This is a genomic window from Acidovorax sp. K2F, assembly GCF_025246485.1.
Classification (GTDB): domain Bacteria; phylum Pseudomonadota; class Gammaproteobacteria; order Burkholderiales; family Burkholderiaceae_C; genus Acidovorax; species Acidovorax delafieldii.
Genome location: NZ_JAOBSQ010000049.1, coordinates 20,406 through 41,756 on the forward strand (window position 1 = coordinate 20,406; position 21,351 = coordinate 41,756).

16 protein-coding genes are annotated in these 21,351 nt (G+C 67.7%); 5 read left to right on the forward strand and 11 right to left on the reverse strand.

The features are described 5' to 3' along the window. Genes N4G42_RS18020 through N4G42_RS18035 form a run of 4 tightly spaced genes read left to right on the forward strand, consistent with a single transcriptional unit; the run spans position 1 to position 3,382 of the window. Positions 1-1,077 (forward strand): alpha/beta hydrolase family protein, encoded by a 1,077-nt coding sequence (locus N4G42_RS18020; protein ID WP_409557846.1) that lies wholly within the window; start codon positions 1-3, stop codon positions 1,075-1,077. A 57-nt stretch (positions 1,078-1,134) separates the two neighbouring features. After that, positions 1,135-1,425 (forward strand): 2TM domain-containing protein, encoded by a 291-nt coding sequence (locus N4G42_RS18025; protein WP_056748347.1) that lies wholly within the window; start codon positions 1,135-1,137, stop codon positions 1,423-1,425. Continuing rightward, entirely contained in the window at positions 1,422-2,510 is a 1,089-nt protein-coding gene (locus N4G42_RS18030; protein WP_260668155.1) for a sensor histidine kinase, read from the forward strand. The genes N4G42_RS18025 and N4G42_RS18030 overlap by 4 nt, the downstream gene beginning before the upstream one ends. After that, entirely contained in the window at positions 2,507-3,382 is an 876-nt protein-coding gene (locus N4G42_RS18035) for a LytR/AlgR family response regulator transcription factor (protein WP_260668156.1), read from the forward strand. The genes N4G42_RS18030 and N4G42_RS18035 overlap by 4 nt, the downstream gene beginning before the upstream one ends. A gap of 24 nt (positions 3,383-3,406) precedes the next feature. On the opposite strand, the gene N4G42_RS18040 is transcribed toward N4G42_RS18035, so the two are convergent. From N4G42_RS18040 to N4G42_RS18090, 11 genes are all read right to left on the reverse strand, one after another. Beyond that, positions 3,407-4,870 carry an efflux transporter outer membrane subunit gene (locus N4G42_RS18040; protein ID WP_260668157.1) on the reverse strand — a complete coding sequence of 488 codons (1,464 nt, stop codon included), beginning with the start codon at positions 4,868-4,870 and terminating at the stop codon, positions 3,407-3,409. Beyond that, positions 4,867-8,040, reverse strand: a complete 3,174-nt coding sequence (locus N4G42_RS18045) for an efflux RND transporter permease subunit (RefSeq protein WP_260668158.1) — start codon at positions 8,038-8,040, stop codon at positions 4,867-4,869. The genes N4G42_RS18040 and N4G42_RS18045 overlap by 4 nt, the downstream gene beginning before the upstream one ends. 880 nt (positions 8,041-8,920) lie before the next feature. After that, positions 8,921-12,031: an MdtB/MuxB family multidrug efflux RND transporter permease subunit gene (locus N4G42_RS18050; protein ID WP_260668159.1), complete on the reverse strand. Its 3,111-nt coding sequence runs from the start codon at positions 12,029-12,031 to the stop codon at positions 8,921-8,923. A gap of 54 nt (positions 12,032-12,085) precedes the next feature. Further along, entirely contained in the window at positions 12,086-13,846 is a 1,761-nt protein-coding gene (locus tag N4G42_RS18055) for an efflux RND transporter periplasmic adaptor subunit (protein ID WP_260668160.1), read from the reverse strand. A gap of 150 nt (positions 13,847-13,996) precedes the next feature. Continuing rightward, on the reverse strand, positions 13,997-14,638 hold the full coding sequence (locus N4G42_RS18060; RefSeq protein ID WP_260668161.1) for a LysE family translocator: 642 nt from the start codon (positions 14,636-14,638) through the stop codon (positions 13,997-13,999). A gap of 143 nt (positions 14,639-14,781) precedes the next feature. Further along, positions 14,782-15,402: an ABC transporter ATP-binding protein gene (locus N4G42_RS18065; protein WP_260668162.1), complete on the reverse strand. Its 621-nt coding sequence runs from the start codon at positions 15,400-15,402 to the stop codon at positions 14,782-14,784. Between the two features lie 30 nt (positions 15,403-15,432). Next, positions 15,433-16,350, reverse strand: a complete 918-nt coding sequence (locus N4G42_RS18070) for an EamA family transporter (protein WP_192419939.1) — start codon at positions 16,348-16,350, stop codon at positions 15,433-15,435. Further along, entirely contained in the window at positions 16,347-17,357 is a 1,011-nt protein-coding gene (locus N4G42_RS18075) for an SDR family oxidoreductase (RefSeq protein WP_260668163.1), read from the reverse strand. The genes N4G42_RS18070 and N4G42_RS18075 overlap by 4 nt, the downstream gene beginning before the upstream one ends. Then, complete coding sequence (locus N4G42_RS18080) at positions 17,354-18,289, reverse strand: bile acid:sodium symporter family protein (protein ID WP_260668164.1); 936 nt, start codon at positions 18,287-18,289, stop codon at positions 17,354-17,356. The genes N4G42_RS18075 and N4G42_RS18080 overlap by 4 nt, the downstream gene beginning before the upstream one ends. Before the next feature lie 4 nt (positions 18,290-18,293). Further along, positions 18,294-19,643 (reverse strand): flavin-containing monooxygenase, encoded by a 1,350-nt coding sequence (locus N4G42_RS18085; protein WP_260668165.1) that lies wholly within the window; start codon positions 19,641-19,643, stop codon positions 18,294-18,296. Between the two features lie 33 nt (positions 19,644-19,676). Further along, entirely contained in the window at positions 19,677-20,507 is an 831-nt protein-coding gene (locus N4G42_RS18090) for an SDR family oxidoreductase (RefSeq protein WP_108499716.1), read from the reverse strand. Between the two features lie 89 nt (positions 20,508-20,596). Here N4G42_RS18090 and N4G42_RS18095 point away from each other — a divergent pair, with 89 nt between their 5' ends. Further along, on the forward strand, positions 20,597-21,349 hold the full coding sequence (locus N4G42_RS18095; protein ID WP_260668166.1) for an IclR family transcriptional regulator: 753 nt from the start codon (positions 20,597-20,599) through the stop codon (positions 21,347-21,349). The last annotated feature ends 2 nt before the right edge of the window (positions 21,350-21,351 follow it).

Genomic DNA, 21,351 nt, shown 5'->3' on the forward strand with positions numbered 1-21,351 from the left:
ATGACAAAAACCTGGATGGCCTGGTGCCTGGCCTTGCTGGCCGCAGCCGTCATCACAGCCAGCCCCGCCCATGCAGGCGTGGGTCTCGCAGAGTTGCCCGGGCAACAGGGCGACGGCCCCGTCACGGTGTTCTATCCGGCACAAGAGGCCGACCAGCCCGTGCAGCGCGGCCCTTTTGCGCTGCAGCTGGCCTGGCAGGGCACACCCGTGGCGGGTAACGGCCGTCTGGTGGTGGTGTCGCACGGCTCTGGCGGCAGCCCCTGGGTGCACACCGACCTGGCCCGTGCGCTGGTGCAGGCCGGGTTTGTGGTGGCCCTGCCAGAGCATGCGGGCGACAACTACAAAGACCACTCCACCCCCGGCCCGGAGAGCTGGAAGCGCCGCCCCGCCGAGGTCTCCCGCGCAGTGGATGCCGTCGCACAGGACGCGCGCCTGGCGCCGCTGCTGGCGCTGGACAAGGTGGGCGTGTTCGGTGGTTCGGCCGGGGGCCACACCGCCCTGGTGTTTGCCGGGGGGCAATGGTCTCCCGCCCGCTTCAAGCAGCACTGCGAGGCCCATCTGGCGGAGGATTTTTCGTCCTGCGTCGGCTTCACCACCCGCCTGCACGGCAACTGGCTGGACGGCATCAAGAAGGCCGTGGCCATCACCATCATCCGCCACCGCTTTGGCGACGAGACGCTGTATGCACACACCGACCCGCGCGTGGCGGCCACGGTGGCCGTGGTGCCGTTTGCGGCCGACTTCGACATGGACAGCCTGGCCACCCCCCGCATCGCGCTGGGGCTCATCACCGCGGGCAAGGACGTCAACCAGATTCCACGCTTTCACAGCAGCGCCGTGCTGGCCGCGTGCCAGGACCGCTGCACCCACCTTGCCGACCTGCAGGACGGCAGCCACGGCATCATGCTGTCGCCCATGCCGCCCCTGGACCGCATGAACGACCTGACCCGTGAGCTGCTGGGCGACCCGCCCGGCTTTGACCGCAGCGTGCTGCCGCGGGTGGATGCAAGCACCGTGGCGTTCTTTGCCACGCATCTGCAGCCGCTGAAACCGGCGACGCCATCGCAACGACCCTGACCACGCCCATGCTGGCGCGTTGCTGCGCCCATTGAGCCGCCTAGAATGCAAAGCTCCATGCCAATGACACCCGAAGACCTCGACCAACTCGCCCGCCGCCGCGCCAACGCCAAGCTGGGCTGGTACCTGCATGCGATGGCCTTCGTGCTGGTCAACGCCCTCATCTTTGCCATGTCGCGCTATGCGTTTGGCACACGCCCGTGGTCGGTGTACCCGCTGCTGGGCTGGGGGCTGGGGCTGGTGCTGCATGGGGTGTCGGTGTTTTTGCTGGGCTCTGGCAGCGGCCTGCGCGAGCGCATGGTGCAGCGCGAGCGCGAGGCCCTGCAGCGCCGCCAAGACCGGCCATGAAGCTGCGCCACGAGTTCAACGGGGTCAGCAAGCTGCGGCACTACCTGCAGGTGGTGGCCTTCACACTGGTCGTGGCCACCATCCAGTGCACGTTCATGCCCGACAAGCCCTATGGGCCGCCCGTGGTGTATTCGGTGCTGATCGGCACCTTCACCTGGGCCATCATCGACCTGGGGCGAGAGTTGATACCCTCCGCCGCCGAAACGGGCTGGCCACACGGCTGGCAGGGCATTGCGCTGGTCCTGGTGGGCATTGTCGTGGGTTACCTAGCGGGCACCTTGCTGGCCGACGCGCTGTGCGTGCACTACTTTCACTTCTACCCGCCGGGGGCGTTGATCTCCGGAGCAGACCAGCGCACGTCCATCCTCATCACGGCCATTGCGGGGCTGGTGGGCACGTTCTACTTCTACGCCGTCAACAAGTCGGCCTACCTGGAGAGCAAGATGGCCGAGGCGCGCATGCACGCCAGCGAATCGCGCCTGAAGCTGCTGGAGACCCAGCTGGAACCCCACATGCTGTTCAACACCCTGGCCAACCTGCGCGTGCTCATCGGCACCGACCCGGCCCGGGCGCAGCACATGCTGGACCGCATGATTGCCTACCTGCGCGCCACGCTCAGCGCATCGCGCAGCACCCAGCACCCGCTGGCGCTGGAGTTTGAGCGCCTGCGCGACTATCTGGAGCTGATGGCCGTGCGCATGGGCCCACGCATGGCCTACACACTGGACCTGCCCGACACGCTGCGCGACGTGCCCGTGCCACCGCTGCTGCTGCAGCCGCTGGTGGAAAACGCCATCCGCCACGGGCTGGAGCCCCAGGTGGAAGGCGGCCACATCACCGTACGTGCAAGCACCCAGGCAAGCCCCCAAGGCCTGTTGCTGGTCATCGAGGTACAAGACACCGGGGCGGGCATTCCCGCCACCCTGCCCGTGCCAGGCCCCGGCCAGAGCTTTGGCCTGGCCCAGGTGCGCGAGCGCTTGGCCACGCTGCACGGCGCTGCAGGCGCTCTTGAATTAATAGCAATAGAGCCAAATGGCACTAGCGCTACCGTCACTTTTCCCTTGAAATCTGCCGCCGCACCATGACAGAGCGAGCCCCGCGTGCCCTGATTGCCGAAGACGAACCGCTGCTGGCCGCTGCCCTGCAGCAGGACCTGGCCCGCGCATGGCCACAGCTGCAAGTGGTGGCCCTGGTGGGCGACGGCCGCTCGGCGGTGCGGCAGGCGCTGGACTTGCGGCCCGACGTGCTGTTCTTCGACATCCGCATGCCCGGCCAGAGCGGCATCGAGGCTGCCGCCGAACTGGCCGACGCATGGCCGGATGACCTGCCCTTTCCGGCGCTGGTGTTTGCCACGGCCTACGACCAGTACGCCGTGCAGGCGTTTGAAGCGCAGGCGGTGGACTACCTGCTCAAACCCATCCAGGCCGACCGGCTGGCGCGCACCGTGGCCAAGGTGCAGGGCCTGCTGGCCCAGCGTGTCTCAGCCGTTGCAGCAACCGGTGCACCACCCGCTGCACCTTCGGCGGCGTTGCCCTCACCCGAACTCGAAGCCACCATGGCCCAGCTGCGCGCGCTGCTGGGCGCTCCCGGCGTGGGCACTGCACCCGCCGCCGCGCCTGCCACCGCCGCAACGCGGCTGAGCGTGATCCAGGCCAGCCATGGCACGCAGATCCAGATGGTGCCGGTGGCGGACGTTGTGTACTTCGAGGCGGCCGACAAGTACGTGCGCGTGCTCACGGCCGAGCGTGAATACCTGATCCGCACCGCGCTCAAGGAGCTGATCGAGCAGCTCGACCCGCAGGAGTTCTGGCAGGTGCACCGCAGCACCCTGGTGCGCGCCACGGCCATTGCCACCGTCACGCGCGACGAGGCGGGCAAGCAGCACATCAGCCTGCGCGGGCGGCCCGAGCGGCTGCCGGTGAGCCGCCTCTACGCGCACCTATTCAAGGCGATGTAGCTGCGCCCGCAGTTCAGGCGGGCTTCAAGCGGGCGGCAGCGCCTCCCAGCGCCCAGCCACATTCTTCAGCAGCGCATTCACTGCCGTCAGGCGGCGGCTCTTCACGTCGATCAGGCTGCGCTGTGACGACAGCACGGTGGTCTGGGCCGCCAGCACATTCAGGTAACCCACGGTGCCCGCACGGTACTGGTTCTCCACCACGTCCAGCGCACGCTGCGCAGCGGCGGTGGCCTCGCGCTGCAGCTGCTCCTCCTGCGCCAGCGCAGCGGCGGCCGTGAGGTTGTCCTCCACCTCCTGCAGCGCGGTCAGCACCGTCTGGCGGTAGGCGGCCGTGACCTGCGCGTGGTTGGCGCGGGCCGTCTCTACGGCGGCACTGCGCGCGCCGCCATCAAAAATCGACGCCGCCAGCGCAGGCCCCAGCGACCAGAACAGGTTGGGCGCGCTGAACAGGTCGGCCAGGGGCGATCCCCGGAAGCCCCCCGCTGCCGACAGCGTGAGCGTGGGGAAATACGCCGCACGCGCCACGCCGATCTGCGCGTTGGCCGCCGCCACGCGGCGTTCTGCAGCGGCAATATCGGGGCGGCGCTGCAGCAGGTCGGACGGCAAGGACTGGGGCACGTCAGCCGGTGCAGGCAGCGCGGCGGTGGGCTCCAGCGCAAAGGCGGCAGGCGCCTGCCCCAGCAGCGCCGCCAGCGCGTGCTCCAGCTGGCTGCGCGTGGTTTGGGCCTCCAGCAGCTGCACCTGGGTGGACTTGTACTGCGCCTCCGCCTGCGCCACATCGGCGCTGGACGCCACACCGGCCGCCTGGCGGTTGCGCGTCAGCTCCCAGCTGCGGTCGTAGGCCTTGAGCGTCTCGCCCAGCAGCGCAGCCTGGGCCTCGGCCGCGCGCAGCGAAAAATAGGTCTGCACCACGGCAGCCTGCAGCGACAGGCGCGCAGCGGCCAGGTCGTCGGCGCTGGCCTGGGCGCTGGCCTGCGCCGCACTCACCCCGGCAGAGATGCGACCCCACAGGTCCAGCTCCCAGCTGGCAGACAGGCCCAGCGAATGGCTGGTGCTGATGCGCGCGGTGCTGCTGCCATCCCCCTGATTGCTCAGCTGCGTGCCGCTGCGCGCGCGGCTGCTGCTGGCATTGGCCCCCACGGTGGGCAAGGCCGCAGCGCCACTGCTGGTCACAGCCGCCTGGGCCGCACGCAGGCGGGCAGCGCTCTGCGCCAGGGTGGGGCTGTTGGCCTCGGCCTGCTGCTGCAGGCGGTCCAGCACAGCGTCGCCGTACACGGTCCACCAGGTCTCGGGCAAGGCGGTGGAGGCCTGTGGCTGCGCGGGCTTCCAGATGCCCTGGGCCTGGGCGGCGGCCTGCTCTTTGTAAGCGGCAGGAATGTCCATGGTGGGCCGCTCGTACGGCGGCGTCTGCGCGCAGCCCGCCAGCCACAGGCCGCTGGCCACCAGCGCAGGCCAGGCGACCCGACGTGAAAAAGTGAAAGAGGTCATCCGTCGTTTCCTTGCAATACCACCGGGACCGCAGGCGCGGCGCCCGCTGGCTTGCGGCGCCGCCCCACCGCCCGCAGCACGCGCGCACGCAGCCGGTCGAGCGCCACATACACCACCGGCGTGGTGTAGAGCGTGAGCCACTGGCTTACCAGCAGGCCGCCCACAATCGCAATGCCCAGCGGCTGGCGCAGCTCTGCACCATCGCCCCGCCCCAGGGCCAGCGGCAGGGCCCCAAAGATGGCGGCCACGGTGGTCATCAAAATGGGGCGCAACCGCAGGTTGCAGGCGCGGTAGATGGCCTGCGCGGCTGTGACGGGCGCCCGGCCCGGCTGCCCCTGCTGGCGTTGCCGCGTGAGGGCAAAGTCAATCATCATGATCGCGTTCTTCTTCACGATGCCGATCAGCAGGATCACGCCAATGAGTGCGATGAGCGAGAACTCGGTCTTGAACAGCATGAGCGCCAGCAACGCGCCCACCCCCGCAGAGGGTAGCGTGGACAGGATGGTGATGGGGTGCACCAGGCTCTCGTACAACATGCCCAGCACCAGGTAGATGGTGATGATGGCTGCCAGGATCAGCAACGGCTGGCCCGCCAGCGCGTCCTGGAACGCCCCCGCCGTGCCGCTGAACGAGCCACGCACCGACACCGGCACGCCCAGTTCGGCCACCGCGTTGTTCACCGCCTCGGTGGCCTGCGACAGCGATACCCCCGGCGCCAGGCTGAAGCTGATGCTGCTGGCGGGTGTGCCCCGGTCGTGGTTGACCGACAGCGGTGTGTTGGTAGTGGTGATGCGCGCAAACGCCGTGAGCGGAATCTGCTGCCCCTGGCTGTTAACGAAAAAGAAGCCGCGCAGCGTCTCGGGGTTCTGCAGGTAGCGCGGCGCGGCCTCCATGACCACGCGGTACTGGTTGAGCGGGTTGTAGATCACGCCCACCTGGCGCTGGCCGAAGGCGTTGTTGAGTGTGGCGTCGATCTGCGCCATGGTCAGGCCCATCCGGGTCACGGCATCGCGGTCGATGACCAGCGAGGTCTGCAGGCCAAAGTCCTGCACGTCGCTGTTCACGTCCTCCAGCTCGGGCAGCTGGCTCAGCACCTGGCGGATGCGTGGCTCCCAGGTGCGCAGGTCGCCAATGTCGTCGGCCTGCAGGGTGTAGTCGAACGAGGCACCGCTCTGCCGCCCGCCAATGCGGATGTCACGCTGCGGCACCATAAAAAGGCGCGCGCCCGGCTCGTTCTTGAGTTGCTCGCGCAGCCGCGTTATCACGGCCTCCGAACTCTCCTGCCCCGGCCCACGCTTGAGGGTCATGAACATCTGCGCCGCATTGCGCTGCCAGCCGCCCGTGAAGCCAGTCACATGCTCCACGGCCGGGTCGGCCTGCACGATGGACAGGAAACGCTGCAGCCGCTGCTCCATGGCCTGGTAGGACGTGGCCTGGTCGGCCCGGATGAAGCCCGAGATGCGCCCGGTGTCCTGCTCGGGCATGAAGCCCTTGTCGATGGCGGTGTAGAGGTACACGTTGAGCCCCACCACACACACCAGCGCCAGCAGGGCCACGGGCTGGTGGCGCAGGCACCAGGCCAGGCTGCGGCGGTACAGGCGCATGCCCCGCACCTGCATACGATCCACCCAGCGACCGATCCGATGGCTGAAGGCCGCAGCCCAGCCCCTGCGCCGCGCCGTTACCGGACTGTGGGGCTTGAGCAGCGCGGCGCACATCATGGGTGTGGTGGTGAGCGACACCACCATCGACACCAGGATGGCCGAGGACATGACGATGGCAAACTCGCGGAAAAACCGCCCCACGATGCCGCCCATGAACAAGATGGGCACAAACACCGCAATCAGCGAGATGCTCATCGACACCACGGTGAAGCCGATCTCACGCGCGCCGTCGAGCGACGCCCGCAGCGCGGTCTTGCCCCGCTCCATGTGGCGCATGATGTTCTCCAGCACCACGATGGCGTCGTCCACCACAAAGCCTGTGGCCACCGTGAGCGCCATCAGCGAGAGGTTGTCGAGCGTGTAGCCTGCCAGGTACATCACACCAAACGTGCCTGCCAGCGACACCGGCACCGCCACGCTGGGGATGAGCGTGGCACGCCCGTTGCGCAAGAACAGGAACACCACCAGCACCACCAGCGCCACGGCGATCAGCAGCGCGCGCTCCACCTCCTTGACGGAAGCCCGCAGCGTGGGTGTGCGGTCGGACACCACCTCGATGTCGATGGCCGCCGGGATGGAGGCCTGCAGCGCGGGCAGCAGCGATCGCACGCGCTCCACGGCTTCGAGGATGTTGGCGCCGGGCTGCTTGTACACCTGCAGCAGCACCGCCGGCTTGCCATTGGCCACGCCGAAGTTGCGCACGTCCTGCACCGAGTCCACCACCTCGGCCACGTCCTGCAGGCGCACGGCCTGCCCGTTCTTCCAGCGCAGCACCAGGGGCGCGTAGTCGGCCGCCACACGGGCCTGGTCGTTGGTGGCCACCTGCCAGTAGTGGTCTTCCCGCTCCACCGCGCCCAGCGGGCGGTTGGCGTTGGTGCTGACGATGGCGCTGCGCACCTGTTCCAGCGAGATGCCGTTGGACGCCAGCCGCACCGGGTCCAGCTCCACACGCACGGCAGGCAGCGCGCCGCCGCTGACCGTGGCCTGGCCCACACCCTCGACCTGCGAGAGCTTTTGCGCCAGCACGGTAGATGCCGCGTCGTACATCTGCCCGCGTGTGAGCAGGTCCGACGTGAGCGCCAGGATCATGATGGGCGAGTCGGCCGGGTTGACCTTGCGGTAGGTCGGGTTGCTGGGCATGCCCGTGGGCAGCAGCGTGCGCGCGGCGTTGATGGCAGCCTGCACATCGCGCGCGGCGCTGTCCACGTTGCGGTCCAGGTCGAACTGCAGCGTGATGGAGGTGCTACCCAGGATAGAGCGCGAGGTGATCTCGGTCACGCCCGCAATCGCGCCCAGCGACCGCTCCAGCGGCGTGGCGACGGTGGCGGCCATGGTGTCGGGGCTGGCACCGGGCAGGCTGGCGCTGACCGAGATGGTGGGGTAGTCCACCTGCGGCAGCGGCGCCACGGGCAGCAGGAAGAACGACACCGCACCCGCCAGGGCCAGGCCCAGGGTGAGGAGCATGGTGCCGATGGGGCGGTGGATGAAGGGGGTGGAGAGGCTCATGGGTGGGCTCTCCGGGTGGTTTTTTGGTGTTTTTGGCTGGATGCGCTAGTACTTATTGAACTTTTTGCTATCACTAACGTAGCACGCGGCGTTCCCGTGCGGAGGGCGGAGGCCGGGAGTCGCCCGGCAGGCGAGGTACTTTTCTTTGCTTCGCCAAAGAAAAGTACCCAAAAGAAAGGCGACCCCACTGTCTGCGTCCCCTGCGCTTCGCTACGGGGCAACCTGCGGTGCTCGCGGGCGGGGTGCGCTGCGGAACTCGCTGCGCGCTCGCGCGCTCCGCTCAAACAGCCGCAGCGAGTCAGTTCACGAAGCGCGTGTGTCCTGCGGCACACGCACCACCCCGCCCGCTGCGCTCCTCGGCGCATCCAGAGGGGAGTGGGGAACCAAACATCCCCCCGGGCCTTTGCTTCGCTCGGCCCCATCTCGCGGGCGCAAACACCACGCGCTGCGAAATCTGGGCCGAGCGAAGCAATGGCCCGAACGGATGTTGGCTGTTCGGCTGTTCGGCTGCCCCACCCCTGCTGGCTGCGCCTGCGGCGGGGCGGTTGCGGGGTGGCACGCGCGTCGGAGCGCGCGTGCTTCGTGAACTGACTCGCCGTGGATGTCTGAACGAAGCTGCATCGCAGCGCAGTGAGTTCCACGGCGCACCCCGCAACCGACACGCCGCAGGTTTGCCCCGTAGCGAAGCGCAGGGGTCGCAGACTGGGGGTCGCCTTTCTTTTGGGTACTTTTCTTTGGCGAAGCAAAGAAAAGTACCTCGCCCGCCGGGGCGACTCCCGGCCTCCGCCCCCAGCCAAGGCACGCCTTCTAACCAAGCACACCCCAGCTTCAACAAAACCAGTTCGCAAGGTAGACGACAAAGCGAAACCAACGGAAGCCATCACGCCACCTCACCGTGCCGCCCACGCCACCGCTGCGCCCACCCCTCAAACGTGAGGTAAATCACCGGGGTCGTGAACAGCGTGAGCAACTGACTCAGGATCAGCCCGCCCACCATCGTCACCCCCAGCGGATGCCGCAACTCGCTGCCCACCCCCGTCCCCAGCATCATCGGCAACGCCCCCAGCAAGGCCGCCAACGTCGTCATCAAGATGGGCCGGAACCGCAACAGACACGCCTGATAAATCGCATCGCGCGCACTCAAGCCCTCGTCCCGCTGCGCCTCCAGCGCAAAGTCGATCATCATGATTGCGTTCTTCTTCACGATGCCGATCAGCAGCACGATGCCGATGATGGCAATGATGTCCAGGTCCAGCCGCGCTGCCATCAACGCCAGCAACGCCCCCACCCCGGCAGAAGGCAGCGTGGACAAAATGGTGACCGGGTGCACCGTGCTCTCGTACAGCACGCCCAGCACGATGTACATGGTGACCACCGCCGCCAGAATCAGCAGCAGCGTGTTGGACAGCGACGCCTGGAACGCCAGCGCCGCGCCCTGAAAACTCGTCTCCACAGACAGCGGCAACTGCCCCTCCGCCTGCACAGCCGCCTTCTCGCGCTCGATAGCCGCCACAGCGTTGCCCAACGACACCCCCGGCGCGGTGTTGAACGAAATCGTGGCGGCGGGCAACTGGCCCACGTGGTTGACCACCAGCGGCATGTTGCGCTCCTCGATGCGCGCCACCGATGACAGTGGCACCGGCGCACCAGCGCTCGACGGCACATAGATGCTCTGCAACGCCTCGGGCCCCACCTTGAACTGTGGGGCCACCTCCAGCACCACGCGGTACTGGTTGGACTGCGTGAAGATGGTCGAGATCAGCCGCTGGCCAAAGGCGTTGTACAGCGCCGCGTCAATGCCCGCCACCGTCACACCCAGCCGGCTGGCCTGGGCGCGGTCGATCTGCACATAGGCCTGGCGGCCCTGGTCCTGCAGGTCGCTGGCCACATCCGTCAGCTCGGGCAAGGCGCGCAGGCGGCGCAGCAGCTCGGTGGTGCTGGTGGTCAGCTGCTGCATGTCGGGCGATGACAGCAGCCACTGGTACTGCGTGCGCGCCACCCGGTCTTCAATGGTCAGGTCCTGCACGGGTTGGATGAACAGGCGGATGCCCGGCAGGTTCTGCACGCGCTCGGCCAGGCGCTGCTGCACCACACCGGCCTTGTCGCGCTGTGCATGCGGCTGCAGGTCGATCAGCAGGCGGCCGGTGTTGAGCGTGGTGTTGGCGCCATCGACGCCAATGAACGACGAGACGCTGCGCACGGCGGGGTCTTGCAGCAGACGTTCGGCCACGGCCTGCTGGCGCTCGGCCATGCCGGCAAACGAGATCGACTGGTCCGCCTCGGTAGTGGCCTGCAGCGTGCCAGTGTCCTGCACTGGAAAGAAGCCCTTGGGGATGAACAGATACAGCACCACGGTGAGCGCCAGGGTGGCCGCAAACACCAGCCAAGTGGTTCCTCGGTGGTTCAGCACCCAGCCCAGCATGCGGCCATAGCCTGCGATGGTGCGATCAAAAAAATGTCCCGTGGCGCGGTACAGGCGGCCGTGACTCTCCTCGGGCGTGTGGCGCAGCAGGCGCGCGCACAGCATGGGGGTGAGCGTGAGCGACACCACAGCCGAGATCAGGATGGACACAGCCAGCGTGATCGCGAACTCGTGAAACAGCCGGCCCACCACATCGCCCATGAACAGCAGCGGGATCAGCACGGCGATCAGCGAGATGGTGAGCGAGATGATGGTGAAGCCGATCTGCTGCGAGCCCTTGAGCGCAGCCGCGAGGGGTGCCTCGCCCTCTTCCACATAGCGGGCAATGTTCTCGATCATCACGATGGCATCGTCCACCACAAAGCCGGTGGAGATGGTCAGCGCCATCAGCGTGAGGTTGTTGATGGAGAACCCCGCGAGGTACATCACGCCACAGGTGCCAATGAGCGACAGCGGCACGGCCACGCTCGGGATCAGCGTGGCCGAGGGGCTGCGCAGGAAGACAAAGATCACCGCCACCACCAGCAGCACGGCCAGGCCCAGCTCCACCTGCATGTCGCGCACCGAGGCGCGCACCGTCACCGTGCGGTCCGTCAGCACCTGCACATCCAGCGACGCGGGCAAGGTGCTTTGCAGCTGCGGCAGCAGGGCCTTGATGCGGTCCACCGTGTCGATCACGTTGGCGCCGGGCTGGCGGCGGATGTTGAGGATCACGCCGGGTTTGGCCCCGGTGTCTGCCGTGCCCGCCCAGGCGGCGAGGCGCGTGTTCTCGGCATCGTCCACCGTTTCGGCCACGTCCTTCAGGCGCACGGGGGCGCCATTCTTGAAGGCGATGATGAGGTCGCGGTATTCGGCAGCCGACTGCAGCTGGTCGTTGGCATCAATGGTGGATGCACGGGCCGGGCCGTCGAAGCCTCCCTTGGCCTGCTTGACGTTGGCGGCTGCGATGGAGGTGCGCACGTCCTCCAGCGTGAGGCCCAGCTGCGCCAATGCCGTGGGGTTGGCCTGGATGCGCACGGCCGGGCGGCGGCCGCCCGCAATCGCCACCAGGCCCACGCCCTGCACCTGCGAGAGTTTGGGTGCCAGGCGGTTTTCCACCAGGTCGTTCACGCGGATCACAGGCAGCGAGGGCGAGGTGATGGCCAGCGTGAGGATGGGCGCATCGGCGGGGTTGACCTTGCTGTACAGCGGCGGCATGGGCAGGTCGCTGGGCAGCAGGTTGCTGCCCGCGTTGATGGCTGCCTGCACCTGCTGCTCGGCCACGTCCAGCGCCATGTCGAGCGCAAAACGCAGCGTGATCACCGAAGCCCCGCCCGAGCTGGTGGACGACATTTGCGACAGCCCCGGCATCTGGCCGAACTGCCGCTCCAGCGGGGCCGTGACGTTGGAGGTCATCACGTCCGGGCTCGCGCCCGGGTACAGCGTGGTGACCTGGATGGTGGGGTAGTCCACCTCGGGCAGGGCCGAGGTGGGCAGCAGCCGGTAGGCCATCAGCCCCGCGATCAGGATCGCCACCATCAGCAGCGCAGTGGCGATGGGGCGCAGGATGAAAAGGCGCGACAGGTTCATGGCGGCGAGTGCGCTGGCAAGACAGGCAGGGGAGAAACCGGGGTGCCGCTGCGCTCAGCGCGCCGGGCTGGCTGCGCCACCCTGGGACGGCGGCTGCTGTTGCAGCCGCTCGCGGATGTAGGCACGGCGCTCCTCCTGCGGCATTGCCATCACGCGGGCGCGCTCGTCGGCGGGCATCTGGTCCAGCAGTGCCTTCACCTGCGGAGGGATGCCCCGCGGGGGTTCAGAGCTACGGTCTGCAGGCGCTGCGGGGGCGGCGGGGGGGGCGGGCGGTGCAGCTGCTCTGGGTGGTGCTTCGCTGCGCTGCTGTTGTGGCGCAGCAGAGGCCTGCGGGGCAGACGCAGGGGCAGCGGCGGGAGCACCCATACCCGACGCCGAAGAGGCTGCAGCAGACGCCGCCGATGCCGGAGCCGCTGCGCCGCTCGCGCCCATCTGCGCTCGCCGCTCGCGCAAGAAGGCGCGACGCTCTTCGGGGCTCATCTTCTGCAGCTTTTCACGCACATCGGGGGGCAGCGATGCGATAAACGCACGGCGCTGCGCGGCCTGGTCCTGGGCTGCCTGGTCGGCACGGGTGACGGCACCGGCATCGATGACGGCGACCTTGGCGCCTTCGCGCAGGCGGTCGATGCCGTCCGTGACCACCTGCTCGCCATCGCGCAGCTCGCCTTCGACGCTCACACGGTCGCCATCGGTCACGCCCACACGGATGCGGCGCTGGGTCACGGTGCTGTCTTCCTGCACCAGGTACACATAGTTGTTCTGCACGGCCGTGGCCGGCACGGTCAGCACGGCCTGGAGCAGGTTGACCTGCAGGCGCACGTTGACGAACTGGTTGGGGTACAGGGCGCCGTCTTCATTCGCAAAAGCGGCCTTCACCTTGATGGTGCCTGTGGCGCTGTCGATGGCGTTGTCCAGCGCCACCACGCGGCCCTTGGCCAGCTGGCGGCGGCTGTCGCGGTCCCACAGCTCCACGCTAAGCTCTTCGCCTGCGGCCATGCGGCGACGCATCTGGGGCAGGTGCGCCTCGGGCACGGAGAACGCTGCGTCGATGGGCCGCACCTGGTTGATGGTGACGATGCCGTTCGCGTCGCTCGGCCCCACCACGTTGCCCCGGTCGGCCTGGCGCAAGCCCAGGCGGCCGGCAAATGGTGCGGTGACCTGGGTGTAGCTCAGTTGCAGGCGCGCGGCGTCCACCTGCGCCTGGTCCGAGGCCACGGTGCCTTCCAGCTGCCGCACCAGTGCGGCCTGGGTGTCCACCTGCTGGCTGGCGATGGAGTCGCGTGCCAGCAGGTCTTGATAACGCTTGAGGTCGAGCTGCGCATTCTTGAGCAGCGCCTGGTCACGCTGCAGCGTGCCCTGTGCCTGCGACAGCGCCGCCTGGTAGCTGCGCGCATCGATCTCGGCCAGCACCTGGCCTGCACGCACCTCGTCACCTTCCTTGAAGCGCACCGACGTCAGCTCGCCGCCGACCTTGGCGCGCACCACGGCGGTGGCGCGGGCGCTCATGGTGCCGATGGCGCTCACCACCACCCGCACATCGCCCCGCTGCACGGTGCCTACCGACACGGGCTGTACGTTGCCACCACCAAAGCGCCCGGGCCCACTGCCGGGCTTGCGCGCCGCGTTGGGCCCCGTGGCGGCACCGCCAGCGCTGGCCGCGGCCGCTGCATCCTGGCGCTGTTTCCACCACCAGGCACCACCTCCCACCGCAGCCAGCGCCACGGAGGCCAGTAACAACGCGGAGATCCAGCGCAGCTTGCCGGACTGCAATCTTGCGGGCCTCTGTGGACGGGTCAACGAACGGTTCAGGGGCATGGTGGGGCGCAACGAGGAATGAGCGAACGGGTATGGTAGCCAGCGCACCCCCCCGGGCTGTCGCCCGGCGGGTCCCCTTTACCGGGGATTTACGCGCGCTTTGGGCGGGGTTTACCGATGTATCGGCTCAGCCCCGCCAGGTGGCAGCAATCAGCGGTTGGTGGCCAGCAGAAGGCCGCCAGCACCCATGAAGAAACCGCCGGTGGCCTTGTTCAGGCGGGCCACACCGCGCGAGGTGCGGATGAAGCGGCGGATCTGGCGCCCGAAGCTGGCGTACACGGCCGTCGAGACGAATTCGCTGCCCAGATAGATGGAGCCCAGCACCAGAAACTGGCGCGCTGCAGGCTGCGCGGGGTCGATGAACTGCGGAAAGATCGCCGCGAACAGGATGATCGCCTTGGGGTTGGTGATGCCCAGCAAAAACTCCTGCGCGATGAGAGCACGCAGATGGAACTGGGCCGGTTGACCCGACGCCTGGCCACTGCCAGGTGCATCCTCCAGCGCCAGACCGCTGAACTCGCGGCTGTGCCAGGCCTTCCAGCCCAGCCAGAACAGGTAGGCAGCGCCCAACCACTTCACCGCCGTGAACGCCGCTTCGGACGCCAGCAGCATCGCCCCCAGCCCCACCGCAGACACCGTCAGAAAGATCGCGAACGCCGCTGCCCGGCCCACCGTGGCGATCATCGCGGGGCCCACGCCTGCGCGGATGCCGTTGTTGAGGCCACAGAAGTTGTTGGGCCCCGGGGTGAGCGAGATGGCGATGGCAACCGGAACAAATAGCAGCGCATCCATGGGACAGTCCTTGCAGGGTGAGGCGTGTGTGTGGGGAAACGGTCAGCACCGCAGTCTACGGCAGACCCTGCCTACACGGCCGACCCCAGGGCACATGCCCCCAATGCGCCCTCTACCACCTCACAACGCCTTTGAACAGGTTCTTACAGATCCAGCACCGAGCCCCAGGGCACATCGGGCAGGGCTTCGTAATGCGCCACCACGGCCAGGCGGTCTGGTCTGGCCGCTTGGGATGCCAGGGCCTGCGCCAGATAGCGAATGGAGGGCTTGTCCAGCCCGCCCACAGGCTCGTCGATCAAGGTCAGCGGTGCATTCGAGGCCAAGGCCCCTGCCATGAGCACCTTGCGCTTGCTGCCGGTGGACAGGGCGTAGAAAGGCTTGTCCAGATGCTCGTGCAGGCTGAACCCGTCGATGTGCTCCACCAAGGCTGCCCCATCCCATTGGGGGTAGCGTGCGGGCAGGCTGTCGAGCCAACCCCTGGCAGTGAGCGGGTCCCACTCGCTGGATCGCGGGTCCGCCCAGAAGACCCGTGGTGCCGAGGCCTTGGCGGCCTGGTTCAGGTCCACCCCTTGCAGCGTGATGCTGCCAGCCTGCGCCGTCAGCTCGCCAGCCAGCAGACGCAGTAACGTGGTCTTGCCGGTGCTTTCATCACCCCGCACCAGAGCCAGGCCCGGGGGCCAGGCCAGCGACAGGTTGTCCAGCACCGCACACTCCGGGTGCGCAAACCGCAACCCCTTCACCCACAAAAACACGCTCTCAGCCACCCTGTCTCCTCGATGCGGAAAGCGAACATTCTAGGAAGCTGCAGCACGCCGGGCCCACCACAAGCCTCCCACCTGGTTCACCACCAGCCCGCAGAGCACTGCGGCTGCGCCCAACCACTGCAGAGGCGCCGGGGTTTCACCCAGAAAGGCATAAGCCGCCCACAGCCCCACCACCGGCACCAGCAGCGAAAACGGCGTGACCCGCCCCGCCGCATGGCGTTGCAGCAGCTGCGTCCACAGCGTGTAGGCCAGCAGCGTGGCCAAGAAGGCCAGGTAGGCCACGGCCAGCAACCCGGTGCCGTTCAAAGACTGCAGCTGTGCCCACACGGCGGTGGAGCCCTCGCTCCAGAACGCCAGCGCAAAGAACGGCCCAATGGGCACCACACTGCTCCACACGATGAACGGAAACGGCGCATACGCCCCGGCCTGTGCCGCGCGGCGCGCCACCAGATTGGACACCGCCCACATGAATGCTGCGCCGAGGGTGAGCACAAACCCCGCCAGCGTCATCTGGCCCGGCCCCTCGCCATGCGCGAGGCCGATGGTCATCAAGCCGCCGAACGCCAGCAACAAGCCCCCCCACTGCCAGGGCTTGGCACGCTCTCCCAGCAATGGCGCGGCCAGTAGCAAAGTGAAGAACGCCTGGGTCTGCATCACCACCGACGCCATGCCCGCCGTCATGCCCAGCTGCAGCCCCAGAAACAGAAAGCCGAACTGCCCCAGCCCCTGCGCCATCCCGTAGCCCACCACAAAGCGCCAGGGCAAGGCCGGACGCGGTACGAACAACAAGAAGGGCAGCGATGCCGCCGTAAAGCGCAGCGCGCCCAGCAGCATGGGACTCAGGCCCTGCAGGCCGAGCTTCATCACCACAAAGTTCAGCCCCCAGATGACCACCACCGCCAGGGCACGCAACAGGTCGCCACGGCTCAAGGCCGCTGGCGTACTCATGCGGCCGCCACGGACACGCCCGCAGCTATGGGGCGGCCCTGCAGCGCCCGGGCAGCGACGAAGGCCTCAAACGCCTGGGCGCTGGTCTTGCCCGGCACATAGCCCAGCACCTCCTTGAGTGCAGTGTTCAGCAGCACAGGCCGGTAGCGCAGAAAGTCGAGCTGCTCGGGGCCGTAGCGGCTCACACCCAGCGCGGTGCCCACGGCCAGCGCGGTGCGCAGCAGCCCTGCAGGTAGCTCCAGCAAGGGCTTGCCCAAGCGCTGGGCGATCTCGCGCAAGGGCAAGGCACCGTCGCCCGCCAGGTTGAAACAGCCCGCCCGCTGCGTGCGCAGCGCATGCAGGATGGCACCAGTCACGTCTTCGTCCCAGATGAACACGAACGGGCTCTCGCTGCCCCGGATGGCGAGCAGGCGCGGCTTTTCAAACAAGGCGGTGATCTGGTTGTCCACCCGCTCGCCCAGGATGGTGCCGATGCGCAGCACCGTCTGCGCCAGCGCCGGGTGCTGCGTGCGGTATTGCGCCAGCATCTCTTCCACCAGCCGCTTGTGGTGCGAATAGGCAAAGACCTCGTTGCCCCGCAGTGCGTCGGTCTCACGCAGCCACGCGGGGTTGTCGGCGTGGTAGCCATAGGCCGCACCGCTGGAGCTGACGACCAACTGCGTCACGCCGATGGCCACACAGGCATCCAGCACGTTCTGGCTGCCCAGCACGTCCACCGAATATTCAAACTCGCGGCTGGAGCCTTTGCCGGGCGTGACGATGGACGCCAGGTGCACCACGCTGTCGATGGCGGTGTCTGCCAGCGTCTGCGCCAGACCGGGGTCGCGCACGTCTTGGACCCGATAGGTCACGCCGGGCAGGCGACGCTCGGCGGGCACATCGCGCACATCGGTCGCCACAATGGTCCCGACCCCTTCACGCGCCAGTGCAGCCACCACGCTGCGGCCCAAGAAACCGTCTGCTCCAGTGACCAGAATGCGGCGGCTTTTCCAACCCATGCCGGTCATGTGCGCTGCTCCTTGCGGGCATCAGCCGCCGGTAGTTCGGCGGGCCTGCGCCCCCACCAGCCTGCCAGCGCCAGCCCCGCGATGATGTCCCAGAAGCCCCACACGCCCGCCACCACGGCCATCCCGCCTAGCCCGCCAAAGAAGCTGAAGATCAGCACGAGGCCCAGGCCGGCATTGCGGATACCCACCTCGATGCTCACCGCGCGCCGGTCGTAGTCCGGCAAGCCGCTGAGCCTTGCGCAGGCGTAGCCGGTGCCGAAGGCGAGCGCATCGTGCAACGCTACGGCCACCAGCACCAGGCCCACGTAGTCCAGAAAGTAACGCCAGTTGCCCGCGACCGCGCCCACGATGAAACCGATGAGGCACAGAAAGCTAAGGATGCGCACGGGCTTGTTCACGCGCTGTGTGAAGCGCGGCAGCTTTTCTGCGCACAGGATGCCCAGCACAAAGGGCAGCCCGATGATCACCACGATGTGACCCGCCATCTCCAGCGGGTCGAGCGCAATGCTGCGCAGCAGCGGCGCCGCCGTGGGGTGCATGCCGCCCCAAAAGGCAAAGTTGAGCGGCATGAGCACGATGGCCAGCGCGTTGGAGATGGCCGTCATCGACACCGACAGCGCCACATTGCCTCCTGCGCGGTGCGTGAGGATGTTGCTCACATTGCCGGGCGGGCAGCAGGCGACCAGGATCATGCCCAGCGCGATGCTGGGCCCGGGCTTGAGCAGCAGCGTGAGCACAAAGGTCACCGCAGGCAATACGATGAACTGCGCGGCAATGCCCACCGCCATGGCACCGGGCATGCGCAGCACGCGCTTGAAGTCCGCCACGCGCGTATCCAGCGCAATGCCGAACATGAGAAAACCCAGCACCACATTGAGCACCACCAGCGACGCGGGGTTGAAGTTGAGGCGTATTTCGTCCACAGGCAGCATGGCGTCAGTCCTTTCTGGCGAGGGCTGCGGCGGCAGCGCGCACCGCGTTGCGGTAGGTGTCCTTGTGCACGTAGTACGCCATGCGTTCGAGCTGGAGGTACTTGAAGCCACCCGACAGATCGGGCGGCGGCCCGGCCTTGGCCTGTCGTAGCGCCTCGGCGCGCGGCGATCCCTCGGCCTGCGCCTTGAAAAAGCGCGCCACCAGCTCCGCCTGTTCATAGCGGCCCTGCCAGCCGATGCCACTGGCCTCGATCATGCCCATCACGGCCAGGTTGTCGAACCGGGGCGACAGAATGTTGAGGTAGAGCTGCGGCGCCATGCCCTGCCAGTTGAGCAGACTGTGGTCGATGAAGGGGTAGTGCAGCTTGTAGCCCGTGGCACAGAGCACCAGGTCATAGTCCTGCGCGCTGCCGTCCTTGAAGTGCACCGTACGGCCTTCAAAACGCACGATGTCGGGCTTGACGTGAATATCGCCATGACCCAGGTGGTGCAGCACCAGCGAGTTGACCACCGGGTGTGACTCGTACATCTTGTAGTCGGGCTTGGGCAGGCCAAAGCGCGCAGGGTCGCCAGTGAACCATTGCAGCACCACGCTGTCCACCTTCTGCTTGAGCCAGGGCGGCATCTTGAACTTGCCGCCCAGCGTGTCTGCAGGCTTGCCGAACACATACTTGGGCACGAAGTAATAGCCGCGCCGCACCGAGATGTCCACGCTGCGCGCGTAGTGCACCGCATCCACCGCAATGTCGCAGCCCGAGTTGCCCGCGCCCACTACCAGCACGCGCTTGCCTTTGAACAGCTCGGCGCTCTTGTAGGCGCTGGTGTGCAGCAGCTCCCCGTCAAAGTGCCCCTCAAAGCGCGGCATGCTGGGTTCGGCCAGCGTGCCGTTGGCAATCACCACGCCCTTGAACTCTGCCGTTTGCGCGGGCCCACCGTGCTGCGTCCAAGTCACGCGCCATAGCGGCGCAGAGCCCTCCCCCACCGGTTCGACCCGGAGCACGCGCGTGCCAAACCAGAAATGCTGGCGCAGGCCAAAGTGCTCTGCAAAGTCGAAGAAATACTGGCGCATGTCCCGGTGGCTCGGATAGTCGGCCACTTCGGGACGCATGGGGAACTCGGTGAACTCCGTGGTGTGCTTGCTGGAGATCAGGTGCGCCGATTCGTAGACCGTGCTGCGCGGGTTGTCGATGTTCCACAAACCACCCACATCGGTGTGTGCTTCAAAGCCCTGGAAAGGCACGCCCAGCTTCTGCAGATTGCGCGCCGCGGCCAGCCCGCTCGGGCCGGCGCCGATGAGGGCGATGTGGCCGCGCATGTCCTGCGCGAGCGGCGTCGAAGGGCTTGTCTCTGTCATCGTTGTTGTTGTCGTCATTCGCTTTTTTCTCTCTCAGGTGTCGATATTCTTGTCGGCACGCACTGGCAACCCCGGAATGGCGGTGGCCCCCGCTTCGCCCACGCGCGGCTTGCGCGGCTGGCCCAGCAGCAGCCGGTCGTGCAGAGCGTCAGGCAACAGGTTCAACAGGCGCGCCAGCCAACCGATGCGCGCGGGCAGCACGATGTGGGTGCGCCCCCGGGCCACAGCGGCCAGCAGGGCACGCGCGGCGTCCTCGGGCTCCATCAGGCCGGGCATGGCAAAACGGTTGCCTGCCGTGAGCGCGGTGCGCAGGTAGCCAGGGCTGACCGTGCTCACCACGATGGAATCGCCGCGCAGCTCGGCACGCAGACTCTCCAGGTAACGGATGAGCCCGCCCTTGCTGGCGCAGTACGCGCCATTGCCCGGCATGCCCCGCCAGCCCGCAATGCTGGCCACCCCCACCAGCGCGCCGCGCCGCTGTGCGCGCAGGGCCGACACAAAGGGCTGGAAGGTGGTGGCGGCGCCCAGCAGGTTGATCTCCAGCATGCGCCGCATCACGGCCAGGTCGTCGGCCTGGGCGGAGTCAAAACCCCCGGCCACCCCGGCATTGGCGATGACGAGGTCCGGCGTCCCTCGGCGGCCCATCCAGTCGGCGGCCATGGCCTGCATGGCGGTAACGTCCGCCACATCGGGCGTATAGACAGCACAGCGCTCTGGCGCCAGTGCGGCCAACGTTTCCAGCGCGGGCCGGTTCAGGCCCACCAGCGCCACGGCGGCGCCCTGGCCGATCAGCTCGCGCGCCAGCGCCTGGCCCAGCCCGCCACAGGCGCCGGTGAGCACTACGTTCTGGAAAAAGGCGGACATGAAGCTCCCGGTGAATTGGGTTTGCAGCTTAGCCACAATGCTGAATAATCCCGAAATGTTTTATGAATTCGTCTCGAATTCCGAGATTTATGACCAACACACCGCCCAGCCTGCGCTTGTTTGAACTGCTGGAAACGATGTGCGCCCAGGGCCAGCCCTTCAGCCTGGGCGATGCCATCGAGGCCACCGGCTGGCCCAAGCCCAGCGTGCACCGCATGCTGGGCCAGCTGGAGGCTGGTGGCCTGCTGGCGCGCGAGCCAGACGGGCGGCGCTACACCCCCGCACCACGTCTGCTGCGCCTGGCCGAAAGCACGCTGAGCGCGGGCACCCAGCATGGGGTGCGCCACGCTGTGCTGCGGCAACTGGTGGCGGACATTGGAGAAAGCTGCAACCTCACGGCGTTGAGCGGCGCTGAAGTGATCTACCTGGACCGGGTGGAGTCAGCCTTTCCGCTGCGCATGGAGCTACGGCCCGGCACCCGCGTGCCCATCCACTGCTCGGCCAGCGGCAAGCTGTTTCTGGCCCACCTGTCGCCCGCACGCCGGGCCGCCATCCTCGACGGTCTGCCCCTCACCCGCCACACCGCCACCACTCTGACCGACCGCGCCGCGCTGGAGGGCGAACTGGAGCAGATCCTGCGGCAAGGCTATGCCACGGACGCCGAGGAGTTTGTGGACGGCCTCGTATGTGTGGCTGTGCCCGTGATGGCGGGCGGACGGCGGCAGGTGCGCAGCGCCGTGGCACTGCAGGCACCTGCGGCCCGCATGCCACTGACGCGGGCGCTGCAACTGGTGCCCCGGCTGGGAGAAGCCGCACAGGCACTGGGCCGGACCTGGGCTTGAGC

Excerpts from the sequence above, each read along its gene's own strand:
- N4G42_RS18025 (WP_056748347.1), top strand. The coding sequence starts at position 1,135 with ATGCCAATGACACCCGAAGACCTCGACCAACTCGCCCGCCGCCGCGCC.
- N4G42_RS18030 (WP_260668155.1), top strand. The coding sequence starts at position 1,422 with ATGAAGCTGCGCCACGAGTTCAACGGGGTCAGCAAGCTGCGGCACTAC.
- N4G42_RS18080 (WP_260668164.1), bottom strand. The coding sequence starts at position 18,289 with ATGCTGCCTGTGGACGAAATACGCCTCAACTTCAACCCCGCGTCGCTG.
- N4G42_RS18040 (WP_260668157.1), bottom strand. The coding sequence starts at position 4,870 with ATGACCTCTTTCACTTTTTCACGTCGGGTCGCCTGGCCTGCGCTGGTG.
- N4G42_RS18090 (WP_108499716.1), bottom strand. The coding sequence starts at position 20,507 with ATGTCCGCCTTTTTCCAGAACGTAGTGCTCACCGGCGCCTGTGGCGGG.
- N4G42_RS18075 (WP_260668163.1), bottom strand. The coding sequence starts at position 17,357 with ATGACCGGCATGGGTTGGAAAAGCCGCCGCATTCTGGTCACTGGAGCA.
- N4G42_RS18045 (WP_260668158.1), bottom strand. The coding sequence starts at position 8,040 with ATGAGCCTCTCCACCCCCTTCATCCACCGCCCCATCGGCACCATGCTC.
- N4G42_RS18035 (WP_260668156.1), top strand. The coding sequence starts at position 2,507 with ATGACAGAGCGAGCCCCGCGTGCCCTGATTGCCGAAGACGAACCGCTG.
- N4G42_RS18055 (WP_260668160.1), bottom strand. The coding sequence starts at position 13,846 with ATGCCCCTGAACCGTTCGTTGACCCGTCCACAGAGGCCCGCAAGATTG.
- N4G42_RS18050 (WP_260668159.1), bottom strand. The coding sequence starts at position 12,031 with ATGAACCTGTCGCGCCTTTTCATCCTGCGCCCCATCGCCACTGCGCTG.
- N4G42_RS18060 (WP_260668161.1), bottom strand. The coding sequence starts at position 14,638 with ATGGATGCGCTGCTATTTGTTCCGGTTGCCATCGCCATCTCGCTCACC.
- N4G42_RS18020 (WP_409557846.1), top strand. The coding sequence starts at position 1 with ATGACAAAAACCTGGATGGCCTGGTGCCTGGCCTTGCTGGCCGCAGCC.
- N4G42_RS18085 (WP_260668165.1), bottom strand. The coding sequence starts at position 19,643 with ATGACAGAGACAAGCCCTTCGACGCCGCTCGCGCAGGACATGCGCGGC.
- N4G42_RS18070 (WP_192419939.1), bottom strand. The coding sequence starts at position 16,350 with ATGAGTACGCCAGCGGCCTTGAGCCGTGGCGACCTGTTGCGTGCCCTG.
- N4G42_RS18095 (WP_260668166.1), top strand. The coding sequence starts at position 20,597 with ATGACCAACACACCGCCCAGCCTGCGCTTGTTTGAACTGCTGGAAACG.